Raw genomic sequence first — 15,781 nt, forward strand, 5'->3', positions numbered from 1 at the left:
GCTAATTTATAATAAAATGAACTTCGAACGATGCGGCATGACGTATCTCCGCCGACGCTGCAAACCATTGGCGCGAACAGCGCCCCACGTTAAGCCGCAATCACACGCAATTGCTTTGAGCATAGCGCCGCGATGATGCGACAGAGCGCAACGTCGGCGAACATGACGGATTAGATGCAAGGAACGCGACATGCTGTTTCTCGATAGCGTAACCATGAAGGAAACCCCGGATGGAGAGAAAGGATATCCCTTCTCCGTTCCGGCGCTGCGCCATCTGGAACGCCTCGAATTCAAGACGCCGATCACCTTTTTTGCCGGCAATAACGGCTCTGGCAAATCGACGCTGCTGGAGGGGCTGGCGGCGGGAATGACGGCCTATGCCATCGGCAATCACGGCCAGGTTGCCGGCGACCTCTACCTTCAGCATGCCGAGACCGTAGCGAAGTCCTTCTATTTCGCCCGCAAGAAATATCCGAAAATCCGCATGTTTATGCGCGCGGAAGACGTGCTTGGTTATATCCGCCGGCAGAACGAGGACGCGCTGGACGATTTTCGCTAGGAGCGGGAAAAGGCGCTCAAGAAGGGCGAAGACTTTCCGGAAGAAACCCCGGATACGTTTCGCAGGATCGTCAGGAACAATGTCATCGACCGGCGTTCGCATGGCGAAGGATTTCTCGATATCATGCAACAGCGGCTGCATGGCGCCGGCCTCTATTTTCTCGACGAACCGGAAAGCCCGCTTTCGCCGCAAAAGCAGCTCGAACTGGCAGCCCTTATCCGTGACGCCGCCGATAGCGGCGGGCAATTGATCATCGCCACCCATTCGCCGGTGCTTTTGGCCATTCCCGAGGCGACCATCTATCATTTCGACGCAGACGGCATCACCGAGCGCCTTTATGACGAGCTGGAAAACATCAGTTTCCTGCGCCGCTTTCTTGATCGTCCCTCGAAATACCTGAGCGATTGAGCGTCGATAAGGCTTGAAATCGCGCCGCTCTTGCCGCATGCCCATAAGTAATACGTAATTTAGAAAAGAAGCAGCCTCATGTCTCCCACCACCACACCGGCGGCAGCCCGGCCCCTCAACGGTCAGGATTACAGAACTCTTGGCCTTTCGGCTCTCGGCGGCGCGCTGGAATTTTACGATTTCATCATCTTCGTATTTTTCGCCACCGTCATCGGCCATCTGTTCTTCCCGCCGGAAATGCCGGACTGGCTGGTGATGATCCAGACTTTCGGCATCTTCGCCGCCGGTTATCTGGTGCGGCCGCTGGGCGGCATCGTGCTGGCGCATTATGGCGACCGTTACGGCCGCAAGCGGGTTTTCGCCTTCTCCATCCTGCTGATGGCGCTCTCGACCCTCGGCATGGCACTGATGCCAACCTATGCCACCATCGGCGTGGCCGCCCCCATCCTGCTCATTATCCTGCGCATGCTGCAGGGAGCGGCCATTGGTGGTGAAGTGCCGGGCGCATGGACCTTCGTTGCCGAACATGTGCCCTTCCGCCGCGTTGGCCTCGCCTGCGGCTTCCTCACATCCGGCCTTTCCTTCGGCATCATGCTGGGTTCGCTGATCGCCTTCGCCATCAACTCGCTCTTCACACCGGAGGACGTGGCCGGTTACGCCTGGCGCATTCCCTTCCTGCTCGGCGGCATTTTCGGCCTCATCGCCGTTTATCTGCGCCGCTGGCTGGAAGAAACGCCGATCTTCACCGAGATGAAGAAGTCGAAATCGCTGACGGACAAGCTGCCGCTCGGGCTGGTGCTGAAACACCATATGCGCGGCGTGGTCATTTCCGCCCTGCTCACCTGGGTTCTATCGGCGGCCATCGTCGTCACGACGCTGATGACGGCCACCTTCCTGCAGAAGCTTTACGGTTATACCCCGACACAGGCGCTGGCCGGCACCAGCTTCGGCACGCTGTTCCTGATCTTCGGCGTCATCATCGCCGGCGCGCTGATCGACCGCATCGGCTCCGGCATCTTCTTCATGGGGGCCAGCATCTTCTTCGGCATCGCCACCTTCATCTTCTACAGCTATGCCGGCACATCGCTTCAAACCATGTTCGTGCTCTACGGCGTCATGGGCCTGTCGGTCGGCATGGCGGGTGCGGTGCCCTATGTCATGGTCCGCGCCTTCCCGGCCTCGGTGCGCTTCTCCGGCCTCTCCTTCGCCTATAACGTCTCCTATGCCGTCTTCGGCGGGCTGACGCCGATTGGCGTGACGACCGCACTTGCCGTCAATCCCATGGCCCATGCCTGGTATCTGGTCTTCATCGCCGTCCTCGCCTTCGCGATCGGCCTCTATCTCTATCTGCGTGGCAGCGAGGTGGAGAGCCATGTCGGCATCGAGGAACTGGCGGCGTTACGGTCTTAAACACCGACTAAATGCAAAAAGCGCGGGCAAGACCCGCGCTTTTTTATTGAATGGCAGCACACCGGAACATCAGGCCGCGCTGTCGATTTCCTCCACGCCGTTCGTCGGCACGTAGTTGAGGACAGGGCCGAGCCAGCGCTCCACCTCTTCCACCGGCATGTCCTTGCGGCGCGCATAATCGAGAACCTGATCGCGCTCCACCTTGGCGACACCGAAATAATAGCTCTCGGGATGGCCGATATAGATGCCGGAGACGGAGGAGCCCGGCCACATGGCATAGCTTTCCGTCAATTCCACGCCCGCCGCATTGGTGGCGTCGAGCAGGGCGAACAGCGTCTTTTTTTCGGTATGATCGGGCTGGGCCGGATAGCCGGGCGCAGGGCGAATACCGGCATAGGCCTCGCCAATCAGCTCCTCGCCGGCAAAAGCCTCGTCCGGTGCATAACCCCAGAACTCCTTGCGCACCCGCTCATGCATGCGCTCGGCAAAGGCTTCCGCGAAACGGTCGGCCAGCGCCTTGACGAGGATTGACGAATAGTCGTCATTCGCCCGCTCGAAGCGCTCGGCAATCGCCACTTCCTCGATACCCGCCGTCACCACGAAACCGCCGACATAATCGGCAACGCCGCTATCGACAGGTGCCACGAAATCGGAAAGCGCCACATTGGGACGCCCGTCGCGCTTGGAAAGCTGCTGGCGCAGCGTGAAGAAAGTCGCAAGCTCTTCCTTACGGTTTTCATCGGTAAACAGCCGGATATCGTCGCCCACGGCATTGGCCGGCCAGAAGCCGATTACCGCCCGCGGACGGAACCAGTTTTCCTCGATGATCTTCTTCAGCATCGCCTGCGCATCGCTGTAAAGCTGCCGCGCCGCCTCGCCCTGCTTTTCGTCATGGAGAATGGCCGGGAAACGACCCTTCAATTCCCAGGTCTGGAAGAACGGCGTCCAGTCGATGTAACGGGAAAGCTCTTCAAGATCGTAAGTCTCGAACACCCTCGTGCCAAAGAATTGCGGCTTGACGGCGCTGTAGCTCGACCAGTCGATCTTGTGCGCATTCTCACGGGCGCGGGAAAGCGGCAGACGCTGCTTTTCGCGTTCGTTACGGGCGTGCGCCTCCGCCACCTTGGCATATTCGCTGCGAATACCGTCGATATAAGCGGGCTTCTGCTCGGCGGAGAGAAGGGCCGATACGACGCCAACCGCACGCGAGGCGTCGGTGACATAGATTGCCTGCCCCGCCTCGTAACGCGGATGGATTTTCACCGCCGTATGCACGCGGCTCGTCGTCGCGCCGCCGATCAGGAGCGGAATGTCGAAACCCTGCCGCTCCATTTCGGCCGCCACATGCACCATCTCGTCCAGTGACGGGGTGATGAGGCCGGAAAGGCCGATCACATCCACCTTTTCGGCAATCGCCGTTTCAAGGATTTTCGTCGTCGGCACCATGACGCCGAGATCGATGATCTCATAATTGTTGCAGGCGAGAACGACGCCGACGATGTTCTTGCCGATATCGTGCACATCGCCCTTCACGGTGGCCATCAGCACCTTGCCGGCGGCACTGCGCTCGGAGCCGCCATTCAGGCGCTTTTCCTCTTCCATGTAAGGAAGCAGCACGGCAACCGCCTGTTTCATCACACGGGCGGATTTCACCACCTGCGGCAGGAACATCTTGCCCGAACCGAAGAGGTCGCCGACCACATTCATGCCGGCCATCAGCGGCCCTTCGATGACGTGCAGCGGACGGGCAGCCTTCTGGCGCGCCTCTTCCGTATCGGCCTCGATATAGTCGGTGATGCCATTGACCAGCGCATGTTCCAGCCGCTTCTCGACGGGCAGTTCGCGCCAGGAAAGATCCTGTACCTTGGTGTCCTTGGCGCCCGTGCCACGGAAACGCTCCGCCACTTCAAGCAGACGCTCGGTCGCATCGTCGCGGCGGTTCAGCACCACGTCCTCGCAGGCCTCACGCAGTTCCGGATCGATATTGTCGTAAACCGCAAGCTGACCGGCATTGACGATGCCCATATCCATGCCGACCTGAATGGCGTGGTAGAGGAACACGGCATGCATCGCCTCACGCACCGGCTCATTGCCGCGGAAGGAGAAGGACAGGTTGGAAACGCCGCCGGAAATATGCGTCAGCGGCATGGTTTCGCGGATGGTTCTGGTGGCCTGAATGAAATCCACGCCGTAATTATTGTGCTCCTCGATGCCGGTCGCAACGGCAAAGACGTTGGGATCGAAGATGATGTCTTCCGGCGACAGGCCCGCCTTTTCGGTCAAGAGCTTGTAGGCGCGCGAGCAGATCTCGACCTTGCGCTCATAGGTATCGGCCTGCCCGACCTCGTCGAAGGCCATGACCACGACCGCCGCACCGTAATTATGGACGAGCCGCGCCTGCTGGAGAAACTTCTCCTCGCCTTCCTTCAGTGAAATCGAATTGACGATCGACTTGCCCTGAACGCATTTCAGGCCGGCCTCGATGATCTCGAACTTGGATGAGTCGATCATCACAGGCACGCGGGCGATATCCGGCTCGGCGGCGATGAGGTTCAAAAACTCCACCATCGCCTTTTCGGAATCGATCAAGCCCTCATCCATGTTGATGTCGATGATCTGCGCACCGTTTTCCACCTGGTCGCGGGCGACAGCCAGCGCGGCCGTATAATCACCGGCGGTGATGAGCTTGCGGAAACGGGCCGAGCCGGTGACGTTGGTGCGTTCGCCGACATTGACGAAAGGAATGTCCTTGGTCAGCACGAAAGGCTCGAGTCCCGAAAGCGACATGAACGGCTTGTGCTCGGGAATTTCGCGCGGCTTGTAGCCTTTGACAGCCTCCGCAATCGCCCGGATATGCTCCGGCGTCGAACCGCAGCAGCCGCCGACGATATTAACGAGACCGTCGCGAACAAAACCCTGAACCTGACGCGCCATCATCTCCGGCGTTTCGTCATACTGGCCGAATTCATTCGGCAGGCCGGCATTCGGATAGGCGCAGACGAAGGTGTCAGCCACGTCAGACAGTTCCTGAAGATGCGGACGCATGGCGTCGGCGCCCAGCGCGCAGTTCAGGCCGATGGTGAAGGGGTTGGCGTGGCGCACCGAGTTCCAGAAGGCCGAAGGCGTCTGGCCGGAAAGCGTGCGGCCGGAAAGGTCGGTAATCGTGCCCGAGATCATCACCGGCAGGCGGATGCCCTTGGCTTCGAAACGCTCCTCGCAGGCGAAGATCGCCGCCTTGGCGTTCAGCGTATCGAAGATCGTCTCGATCAGAATGATATCGGCACCACCGTCGATCAAACCGTCGATCTGCTCGCCATAGGCGATACGCAGATCGTCGAAGCTGACGGCGCGATAACCGGGATTGTTGACGTCAGGCGAAATCGAGGCCGTGCGGTTGGTCGGGCCGATGGCGCCCGCCACGAAACGGCGGCGGCCATCTTCGCGCTCGGCGCGCTGGGCGGCGCGGCGGACAATCGCGGCACCCTCGCGGTTGAGGTCGTAGACGGCATTTTCCATCTCGTAATCGGCCTGCGCGATGCGGGTGGACGAAAACGTGTTGGTTTCGAGAATATCCGCACCCGCCATGGCGTAGCGATAATGGATGTCTTCGATGGCATCCGGCTGGGTCAGGATCAGAAGGTCGTTATTGCCCTTCTGGTGACAGGCACAGCCGATAAAACGATCGCCACGGAAATGGTATTCGTCAAAACCCAGCCCCTGGATCTGCGTGCCCATGGCGCCATCGAGAATGAGGATGCGTTCGCTGGCGGCCTCGCGCAGCGCCTTGAAAATTTCCGCGCCGTCGCGCTTTGCCCCTTCAGGGCCAAACAGGTCGTCAAACACGGGCATACTCCTCATTTCGATTTGCAAGATCGCAGGCCGTCAAGTCACATAAAGATATGTTTATGTCAATATATCTTCAAGGGACAGACATGGCTTTGCGTCGTTGCGGCAGACTACGAAATTTCACTGACAGATGACAGGTTTATACGGCAAGGATATAAGCCGAAGCAGCAAACCGCATGGAGGACGAGAATGCCCGAGGACGATCACAACAGCCGCAACTGGAACACCCTGCCCTGGCATCGCCAATGGCTGGTAAAACAGGCCGAGGGACTTTTCGATTTCTTCCAGTATCGTGCCCTCAACCCTGCCGGCGGCTTCTTCGATCTCGATGCCAAAGGCGCGCCGTTGCAGCCAAACGACCCCGTGCGCGGCATTCACGCTTCCGCCCGCATGGTCCATTGCTTCTCCATCGGCCACCTGCTTGGCCGCCCGGGCTGCGGCGATATCGTCGACCACGGCATGACCTATCTCTGGAACAGGCACCGCGATGGCGAGCATGGCGGTTATTTCTGGCAGGTGAACGATGCCGGCCCAGTGGACGCCACCAAGCAGGGTTATGGCCATGCCTTCGTGCTTCTCGCCGCCTCTTCCGCCAAGACCGTCGGCCACCCGCTGGCCGACAAGATGCTGGCCGACATTACCGAGGTTCTGGAAACCCGCTTCTGGGAAGAAAAACACGGCGCCATCGCCGAGGAATTCCATCGCGACTGGTCGCCCATCGAGAATTATCGCGGCCAGAACTCCAATATGCACCTGACCGAAGCGCTGATGGCCGCCTATGAGGTTACAGGCGACAATAGTTACCTTAGCAAGGCGGAGCGCATCGCCGACCTCGTCATTCGCCGCCGCGCCGGCGAGCTGGACTTCCGCGTGCCGGAGCATTTCGACGAGAACTGGACGCTCGACAAGGAGTATCGCGGCAACGAAATGTTCCGCCCCTCCGGCTCCACCCCCGGCCACTGGCTGGAATGGGCCCGCCTCATCCTGCAATTATGGGTGCTGGGCGAGCGCCGCCATGACTGGATGCCGGTGGCCGCAAAATCGCTTTTCGTGCAATCCATGGCGCTCGGCTGGGACCGGGAAAAGGGCGGCTTCTTTTATACGCTCGACTGGAACGACAATCCCGATAAGCGGTCAAAGCTGTGGTGGCCCATGTCCGAGGCGGCGGGCGCCGCCCACTTCCTCAACGAGAACCTGCTGGCGGACAACTTCTATGAAGACAGCTATCGCCGCATCTGGAGCACCATCGCCAACAACTTCATCGACCATGAGAATGGCGGCTGGCACGAGGAGCTGACGGAAGATCTGGTTCCCGCCCACACGCTGTTCCCCGGCAAGGGCGATATCTACCACGCGCTTCAGGCCTGCCTCATCCCGCTTTTCCCGGCGACGGGAAGCCTGACGAAGGTGATCAAGGAAAGCGGCGGGGATTATTGAGGCGCGTTGCGCGCCAATAGCCCCTCTGCCGTCATGCTCGGGCTTGTCCCGAGCATCTGCAACCTGTCCGCTGGACACAACGTGGTTAGATCCTCGGCACAGGGCCGAGGATGACGCCGCGTATAAAGCAATCCTCAAAAGCCGATGGTTTCCTCATAATCATCCCAGGACTGGTACATTTCATACCGCCCGATACCGGGGATCGGCACATGCCCGTAATAGGGTGAAAGCTGAAACTCGGCCGCCGCCTCGCTCTTGCCGGCCACGGCAGCCACATAGATCGCGGAGGCGAGCCCGGTGCGGTTGGCGCCATGCTCGCAATGGATGAGGATCGGTTTTTCCGCATTGCGCAGCACGGCCGCCAGCGTTTCCGAATCTTCCACCGAGACCTTTTCGCTTGAACTCAGCGGATAATCGACAAGCCGGATGCCGTTGTTTTTTGCCGCGTGGCTTTCGGCGTCATACCAGCCTTCGCGCTTTTCATCGCGCAGGTTGATGATCGTCTTGATGCCGTAAGCCTTGGCATAGGCCGTAATGTCCTTACCGCTAGGCTGGGCCGAACGATAAAGTTCACCGGGTATGACCTCATGAAAATTTCCGGTCAGCTGACCGATGCCCATATGGGCGCCCGCCAGAACCGGCAGCGCGACAAGGCCGATGGCCGTGATTTTCAAAAACTTCAGAACAATACGCAAAACGTCAACCCGCGATAGTCTTCGGACGGGTTGGCAGATGGCATCGCAAACGGGCGAAAACAAGTCGGGCATCCACCACTGCCATATGGGCGCGCCCCACAGGAAACACCTCAATGGCGGCGCCCCCCTGCGTAGCAGGGCTTTTCAGACGGTCGCGCAACGGCGCGGAAATTCTCAAAATACCGTGATAGCCGCAAGCGGCGTGGACCTGCTCAGTCGAACTCGGCGGAAATGACGGTGACACGCCATTCCAGCCGTGGCGGCTCTACCCTCTCATTGTTGCGCAGCCGGAATGCACGGCATGCGGCGAATGTTTCGCCAGCCTCGATCCGCCTTTCGCTCACCTGATAGGGATCGAAAGCGACGGAGGCGCGGAAGGCAGGCTCGAAGCCCTCAAGCGTATAGGTCAGGCGCTGCACGGCGACATTATTGTCATTACGGAAGCTGACGCGAATGGGCAACGCCGTATCCGGGCAGGTCGCGTCGAAGCTCGCTGTCGCAACAATATGGTCGAGCCTCTGGCTGCCGCGCCACCAGTCATAGATGACAAGGGCGGCGGTGGTCGCCCAGATCAGCAGCAGGCAGATGACGACGGGTTTGAGATGCCGCGGAAATGCGATGAGAGTAAGAAGAAGAATGGCACTGAGAACGGCTCCGACGATCACGTCGTCCCTCCCCGGTAAAAACTAACCCTCATGCGATCCTGTCCTCCCTTGCGCGTCTGCCCGGCAAAATACCGTTTCGGGCGCGGCGCAATTGCCGCGCCGAAGCAACCGCATCGCGGCAGACATGCACAACTCTATGGTCGTGCCCCCCTCTGTCAAGACAACCAAGCGTGACACCAACTAACCACGCCGACGGATATTCGGCGAAACCGCAAAGGGAACCAAACACCGCCCAACACGTTCGCCGCATCAGAACACCATGACGGGGCGATAAAAAACGCCGCGATCAAGGCGGGATTGGCCGGCATTCAACGAGGACAGGACACCTCTTGGAACCGCTGAACCCCAACCCATATTAAATGCACCTAATATATGCTATGAAGGTCAATCAGCTCAGGGAGAAACACAATGAAAACGCTGATCGTAACGTCACTCTTGGCCCTTTCGGCCAGCACCGCAATGGCTGCGGATGCCGTCTACGAAACGCCGGCGCCTCCGGTTGCGCAGGAAACCCTGCCGGTCTTCACCTGGTCTGGTCCCTATCTTGGTATCCAGGGCGGCGCAGGCTGGGCGAATGGCGATTTTTCGGCTGGCGGCCCCGTCGCGTCGGATAGTTTCGACGGCGGCGTTCTGGGCGCCTTTGCCGGTTACAATTACCAGTTCGACAATAATCTGGTCCTCGGTATCGAGGGCGACGTCGATTATAACTGGAACGACAATGACTATGCCGGCGTGCAGATCGGCACCGACTGGCAGGGCTCCGTCCGCGGCCGCGTCGGTTACGCCTTCGACCGTGCGCTGCTCTATGGTACCGCCGGCTGGACAGCCACGCGCGGTTTCATCGAAACGCCCGGCGCCGGCAAGGACAGCACCACGTTCAACGGCTATACGGTTGGCGCGGGTCTGGACTATGCTTTCACCGACAATGTGTTCGGCAGGCTGGAATATCGCTACAATGACTATGGCGACAAGGACATCTTCGGCGTCAACACCGATTTCGACCAACACACCGTCAAGGTGGGTCTCGGCGTGAAATTCTGATCCCGACCAAGCTATATAATCCCCAAAAGCCCGGCCATTCGCCGGGCTTTTTCACGCCTGGAAGCTCGTACCGTTTCAGACAAATTGATTTTAGCGCGACGAAAAATATGAACCCCGCAGAAATGAAACATTCACGGACCGTTCAGCAGGCCCATGCCATCATGCGGGCATAATGAGCCTCTATTCCCAAGGCAGGCTTATGGAGTAGCCCTCGATGAAAAAGATAATTCTTTCCACCATTGCCGCGCTGGTCGCCACCGGCAGCGTCTTCGCTTCCTACGGCACCGCCGCCGCGCAGGACTATCCCTATCGTCCGCGCTATGACCGTGGTTACGACCGTGGCGGCCCGCCCCCGCCGCCTTACCGCGAACACCGCCGTCACAATGATGGCGCAGCGATTGCCGGCGGCCTCGCCGCAGGCGTCATCGGCGGCCTGATCGGCGGCGCCATCGCCAACAGCAATAACGGCCCCCGCTACTACGAACCACCACCGCCGCCCCGCCCGCGCTGCTGGTTCGAAGACCGCCGCGTTCCCAATTCCTATGATGGCGGCTGGCATACAGAGAGCATGCGGGTCTGCAACTGACCGCATCGCTGAAAATTCGAAATGGATGATCCGATCAGTCGAAGGCTGGTCGGATTTTTTATGGGATGCGCGAAAGAGAAATCCCGAAGACGGCAATGATCGGAACGCCGGCTTGCCGTGCCGAATCGCCTTAATTCACTCGAAACATGAAGGAAATGGTGGGCCCGGAGAGACTCGAACTCCCAACCAAGCGGTTATGAGCCGCCGGCTCTAACCATTGAGCTACAGGCCCTTATCGGAACAAGGTGGTCCGAAACACCGGCTTCGCAATGGTTCGAATCCGGTGGGTCACGCTCTAACGTAATTTTTTGAGCCCGACAAGCCATTGATGCTATCGCGGGTGGGTGCTGCCGTATTAGCTACACAATCTAAGGCAATACCCTCTAAAGGGACACAATCAACGAGGAAACACCATGAAGACAAAACAGGCCCGCCTTTTCGCACTCACAGCTTTGGCCGCAGCGGCAATGATACCGCTCTCCGGTCAGGTGCTTGCGCAGGACGCCACCCCGCGCGAAGCCACCATCAGCGTTACCGGTGAAGGCCAGGCGGCCATCGCTCCGGATATGGCGATCCTGTCCTTCAGCGTCGTCAAGCAGGCGGAAACGGCGGCTGCGGCTCTGACTGAAAATTCCAAGGCACTTGCCGATGTTCTGAAGGCGCTGAAAGAAGCGGCCATAGAAGACCGGGACCTGCAGACCAGCAATTTCTCCGTGCAGCCGCTTTACAAGCATTATGAGCCCAAGGACGGCGTCTATGTCGCGCCCGAGATCACCGGCTACCAGGTTTCCAACGGCCTGACCGTGCGCGTGCGCGACCTGAAGAAGCTCGGCGCGATCCTCGATACATCCGTCAAGCTCGGCATCAACCAGGGCGGCGATATCAGCTTCACCAATGACAAGCCGGAAGCAACCGTCACCGAGGCCCGCAAGCAGGCCGTGGCCGACGCGCTGGCCAAGGCGAAAACGCTGACGGAAGCAGCAGGCGTGAAGCTTGGTCGCGTCATCCAGATCAGCGAGAACATGCAGCGCCCGATGCCCGTGCCGCAGGGCATGATGCGCGCCGCAATGGCGAAGGAAGCCGACAGCGTGCCGATCGCCTCGGGCGAAAACAGCTACAGCGTGGTCGTCAACGTCACCTTCGCGCTCGGCGAATAAATCGAAGCGGGCGGCGGCATTGCCCGTCGCCCTCCATCTGCCGCCAAGGTGGTGTAAATCTGCCGGGGCAATGCACAAAAAGAAACGCCCCTCGCCTGTCTTTCCGGACGAGCGAGGGGCATTTTTTTGATCCGCCAGAAGGGCGGGGGATTTCGGCGGATCAATATCGGCCGTTTTTAGCGACGGATTACCGGGCAGCCGCGCTCATTGGCGAAAACGATTCGGTCGCGACCGTGACGGTCGAAACCTGCAACCACGACACGGCGCGGCGATACATCGACGACACGCGCGCGGCGCAGGCCCATGCGGCTGGCTTTTTCTTCCGCAAACCGCGGCGAGCAACCGAAACGCGGGCGATCCGGGCGACCCCAGCCGGGACCGCGACCTCTGTCATGGCCATATCCATCCTGAACCTGCACTCTGAACTGAACATCCGAGCCGGCGGAAGCGGCAGGAGCCGTGACGGAAACGCCACCAAGCGCGATGAGGGCAGCCAGGCCGGCTTTTGCAAAGGTGCTGAACATGAACTCACTCCGTTTGTTTCTGCGCCGGCAGGGAACGTCCCCCGGCGATTGACGAGACCCTAGACCCGCCCGCCTGAACGCGGACCGAACCGCATATTCAGCATAGGTTCATGGATGTTAACGGGAAATCAGGCGGAGATATGCAGCACGATTTCACGACGATGCGGCTGGTCACGGTGTTCGAAAAGATAAAGACCCTGCCAGGTGCCGAGTGTGAGCCTGCCCTCGCTGATCGGCACACCGATGGAAACCGTCGTCAGCGCCGATTTAATATGGGCGGGCATATCGTCGGGACCTTCGAGCGTATGGATCACCCAGCGCATGGAGGGATCGTCCGATGGCGGCACGAGGCGGGAAAAGAACATCGTGAGATCGCGCCTCACATCCGGATCGGCATTTTCCTGAATAAGCAGGGAGCACGACGTGTGGCGCACGAAGACGGTAAGCAGGCCTTCATCCACACCGGCGTCTCTCACGAAACGACTGGCTTCGGCTGTGAATTCGTAGAGGCCCTGCCCTTGCGTGGCGATGGTCATTTTCTTCTGCGGCACATTTTTTCCTTCAGATAAGCTGGAACAAAATCGTCCCTGCGACCGTTACAACATGTCAAATTGCGTGCGATGACGATTAGGAATACGACAAACAGATGATTGCGACCTATAGAGCAGAACGGAATACCGGCGTCACGGTTGCAAGAAACGGGGAAGGGTTGACACTATCATAATGAACTATTCAGGCTCGCCCATCCCCCCACAGAGAAAAGACTTGCATCGCAAGACAGGCACAGGGTGCGAAAGACTGTTTCATGGCGCCCAGTGACTATCATGTCGACCTGACGAATTGCGACCGCGAACCCATCCATATTCCAGGCTATATCCAGCCGCATGGCTGTCTGATCGCTTGTGATAACGCCTTGCGCATGATCGTGCGGCATTCGGAAAACTGTCTCGATCTTTTGGGCTTCGAAGGCAATATAAACGGCAGGACCGCCGAAGAGGTTCTCGGCAAGGACCTCGTTCACGATCTTCGCAACGCGCTCACCGTAACCGGCAGAACCACGCGTCCCGCCATGTTGCCCAACATGGAAATGCGTGACGGCCGCAGCTTCGATATTTCTCTCCACCGCTACAAATCCACCACGATCATCGAATTCGAACCATCCCGCAGCGAAACGCAGCCGCTCGGCACGGCACGCAAGATGGTGGACCGCATTCGCGAGGCGGACAGTGTCGAGAGCCTGATTTCACGAACGACCCGGCTGATAAAGGCGACTTTGGGTTACGACCGGGTGATGATTTACCGCTTCGAGGAGGACGGTTCCGGCAAGGTCGTCTCAGAGGCAAAACAGCCGGAACTGGAAAGCTTTCTCGGACAATATTTTCCCGCCAGCGACATTCCGCAGCAGGCCCGCGCACTCTACCTCAAGAATACGCTGCGCATCATCTCGGACGCCAGCGGGGCACGGGTGCCGGTGCTGCCTGCACTCGATGCTTCCGGTGAACCGCTCGATTTGTCCTTCGCGCATCTGCGCAGCGTCTCGCCCATCCATTGCGAATATCTGCGCAATATGGGCGTTGGCGCCTCCATGTCGATTTCGGTGATTGTCGATGGCGCGCTCTGGGGCCTCATCGCCTGCCACCACTATTCGCCGCGCGTTCTGACGATGCCGGTCAGGATCGCCGCCGAAATGTTCGGAGAGTTTTTCTCCATGCATCTGCAGGTGCTGAAACAGAAACGCCGGCTCGATACGGTCAACCAGGCCCATGCCGCCCTCGACCGTTTCCTCCGACTTGCCGCCCATCACGCCAACATAGAAGAACTGCTGATAGACAGTTTCCAGGATTTTTCCGATCTCATGCCCTGTGATGGCGTCGGGCTTTGGGTTGGCAATAATTGGCATGGCCACGGCGCGACCCCGCCGCACGACGCCATTCCCCGACTGGCGCGCTTTGTCGCCACGGCGTCCGAAGGCAAGGTCTGGGCGACCCATGCCCTGTCGCAAGCCATACCGGAAGCGGAAATCTATGCCGACACGGCAGCCGGCATGCTCGCCATTCCGCTTTCGCAGGTCACGAACGATTATCTCCTGTTTTTCCGCAAGGAGATCGTGCAAAGCCTGAACTGGGCCGGCAATCCGGAAAAATCCTATGAGACCGGCCCTATGGGCGATCGTCTCACCCCGCGAAAAAGTTTTGCGATCTGGAAAGAAACCGTTCGCCTGCAGGCGCAGCCATGGTCGGAGGCCGACCGGGAAATAGCCGAAGCCGCGCGAATCGCGCTCGTCGAAGTCGCGTTCCACCACAGCGAGCTGATGGCCGGCGAAAGGGAGCGCGCGGAAGTGCGCCAGCGCATGCTGAACGAGGAGCTCAACCACCGCGTCAAGAATGTTCTGGCCATCATCAAGTCGCTGGTCGGCAATCCATCGCAGGAGGGCAAGACCCTGCAGGAATATGTGACCGCGCTGAAGGGCCGCATTCAGGCATTGTCCTTTGCCCATGACCAGATCATTCGTGGCGAAGGCGGCGGCGCGCTGCGCGATCTTCTGGATGCCGAACTCTCACCGCATCGCTCGCCCGAAACCGTGGTGAAGCTCGCCGGACCGCAGGTAACACTCGATTCGCGCGCATTCTCCGTCATGGCTCTGGTCCTGCATGAGCTGGCGACGAATGCGGCCAAATACGGGGCGCTGGCGCAGACCGGAGGGGAATTGCATGTCCGCTGGGAAATCAACGAGAACGGCGACTGCGAAATGCAGTGGCGCGAAATTCTCCCCGCCAAACTCCTGACACCGTCGCGCGCGGGGTTCGGCACCGCGCTCATCAGCCGCAGCATCCCTTATGATTTGGGTGGACGCAGCACGATGCGATACCTGCCGGACGGGCTGGAGACGGAAATTCTCCTGCCCGCGCGCCACGTTTCAGCAATGATGACGGCCTCCGACGCAAAAACCGAAGACGAAACCGCGCCGCAGACCAGACGTTACGACCGGGAGGAACCCTTGAAAATATTGCTTGTCGAAGACCAGATGCTGATCGCCATGGATGTCGAGAACATGCTGGAGGACAACGGCATCAAAATGATCGAAACGGCAACCTCATCGGCCATGGCCATTGAAAAGCTGAAAAGCTACCTGCCGGATGTGGCCATCCTCGACATCAATCTCGGTTCCGACACCTCCATCCCCGTCGCCCGGGAGCTTCACCGTCGCGGCGTCCCCTTCCTCTTCGCCACCGGTTATGCCGATGGCAGCATGGTGCCGGATGAATTCGGCAACGTGCCTGTGATCAGGAAGCCCTATGATGAGGATGCACTGATGGCGGGGATTGGGTTGCTGGTGGGCGATACCGAGCGGGCTTAAACGCGCGGGCGTCGGTGACAAAACGTTCGCTAAACGCCTCTCCATACTGGACGTCATCCTCGGGCTTGACCCGAGGATCCACAACCCAGCAAGAC

General features: G+C 59.4%; 11 protein-coding genes, 1 tRNA gene and 1 pseudogene. 7 read left to right on the top strand and 6 right to left on the bottom strand.

From position 1 onward, the window contains the following. Window positions 1-190: 190 nt before the first annotated feature. Together AGR13A_RS10550 and AGR13A_RS10555 are read left to right on the top strand one after the other, a co-directional pair. A pseudogene (locus AGR13A_RS10550) lies at window positions 191-967 on the top strand (AAA family ATPase). A gap of 78 nt (window positions 968-1,045) precedes the next feature. Next, window positions 1,046-2,377 (top strand): MFS transporter, encoded by a 1,332-nt coding sequence (locus AGR13A_RS10555; protein WP_080835271.1) that lies wholly within the window; start codon window positions 1,046-1,048, stop codon window positions 2,375-2,377. Between the two features lie 69 nt (window positions 2,378-2,446). Here the strand turns inward: AGR13A_RS10555 and metH are convergent, their stop codons facing one another. Then, on the bottom strand, window positions 2,447-6,220 hold the full coding sequence (gene metH, locus AGR13A_RS10560; RefSeq protein ID WP_080836760.1) for a methionine synthase: 3,774 nt from the start codon (window positions 6,218-6,220) through the stop codon (window positions 2,447-2,449). Between the two features lie 192 nt (window positions 6,221-6,412). Between metH and AGR13A_RS10565 the strand changes: the two genes are divergently transcribed. Beyond that, complete coding sequence (locus AGR13A_RS10565) at window positions 6,413-7,660, top strand: AGE family epimerase/isomerase (RefSeq protein WP_080835275.1); 1,248 nt, start codon at window positions 6,413-6,415, stop codon at window positions 7,658-7,660. 134 nt (window positions 7,661-7,794) lie between these two features. Here the strand turns inward: AGR13A_RS10565 and AGR13A_RS10570 are convergent, their stop codons facing one another. After that, window positions 7,795-8,355, bottom strand: coding sequence for a dual specificity protein phosphatase family protein (locus tag AGR13A_RS10570; protein WP_080835278.1), 561 nt, complete (start codon window positions 8,353-8,355; stop codon window positions 7,795-7,797). Between the two features lie 212 nt (window positions 8,356-8,567). After that, on the bottom strand, window positions 8,568-9,020 hold the full coding sequence (locus AGR13A_RS10575) for a hypothetical protein (protein ID WP_080835280.1): 453 nt from the start codon (window positions 9,018-9,020) through the stop codon (window positions 8,568-8,570). Between the two features lie 408 nt (window positions 9,021-9,428). Between AGR13A_RS10575 and AGR13A_RS10580 the strand changes: the two genes are divergently transcribed. Beyond that, complete coding sequence (locus AGR13A_RS10580) at window positions 9,429-10,061, top strand: outer membrane protein (RefSeq protein WP_003494775.1); 633 nt, start codon at window positions 9,429-9,431, stop codon at window positions 10,059-10,061. 214 nt (window positions 10,062-10,275) lie between these two features. Beyond that, on the top strand, window positions 10,276-10,647 hold the full coding sequence (locus tag AGR13A_RS10585) for a hypothetical protein (RefSeq protein ID WP_080835283.1): 372 nt from the start codon (window positions 10,276-10,278) through the stop codon (window positions 10,645-10,647). Between the two features lie 156 nt (window positions 10,648-10,803). Here the strand turns inward: AGR13A_RS10585 and AGR13A_RS10590 are convergent. Continuing rightward, window positions 10,804-10,879, bottom strand: a tRNA-Ile gene (locus tag AGR13A_RS10590). Window positions 10,880-11,060: 181 nt separating this feature from the next. Here AGR13A_RS10590 and AGR13A_RS10595 point away from each other — a divergent pair. After that, entirely contained in the window at window positions 11,061-11,804 is a 744-nt protein-coding gene (locus AGR13A_RS10595) for an SIMPL domain-containing protein (protein WP_080835286.1), read from the top strand. A 176-nt stretch (window positions 11,805-11,980) separates the two neighbouring features. Here AGR13A_RS10595 and AGR13A_RS10600 read toward each other — a convergent pair whose 3' ends face one another. Then, window positions 11,981-12,328, bottom strand: a complete 348-nt coding sequence (locus AGR13A_RS10600; RefSeq protein ID WP_080835289.1) for a hypothetical protein — start codon at window positions 12,326-12,328, stop codon at window positions 11,981-11,983. Window positions 12,329-12,456: 128 nt separating this feature from the next. Next, window positions 12,457-12,879 carry a secondary thiamine-phosphate synthase enzyme YjbQ gene (locus AGR13A_RS10605; RefSeq protein ID WP_080835292.1) on the bottom strand — a complete coding sequence of 141 codons (423 nt, stop codon included), beginning with the start codon at window positions 12,877-12,879 and terminating at the stop codon, window positions 12,457-12,459. Window positions 12,880-13,133: 254 nt separating this feature from the next. Here AGR13A_RS10605 and AGR13A_RS10610 point away from each other — a divergent pair, with 254 nt between their 5' ends. Then, complete coding sequence (locus AGR13A_RS10610) at window positions 13,134-15,686, top strand: HWE histidine kinase domain-containing protein (RefSeq protein ID WP_080835295.1); 2,553 nt, start codon at window positions 13,134-13,136, stop codon at window positions 15,684-15,686. Window positions 15,687-15,781 lie beyond the last annotated feature (95 nt).

It is taken from the genome of Agrobacterium genomosp. 13 str. CFBP 6927, assembly GCA_900012615.1.
Classification (GTDB): domain Bacteria; phylum Pseudomonadota; class Alphaproteobacteria; order Rhizobiales; family Rhizobiaceae; genus Agrobacterium.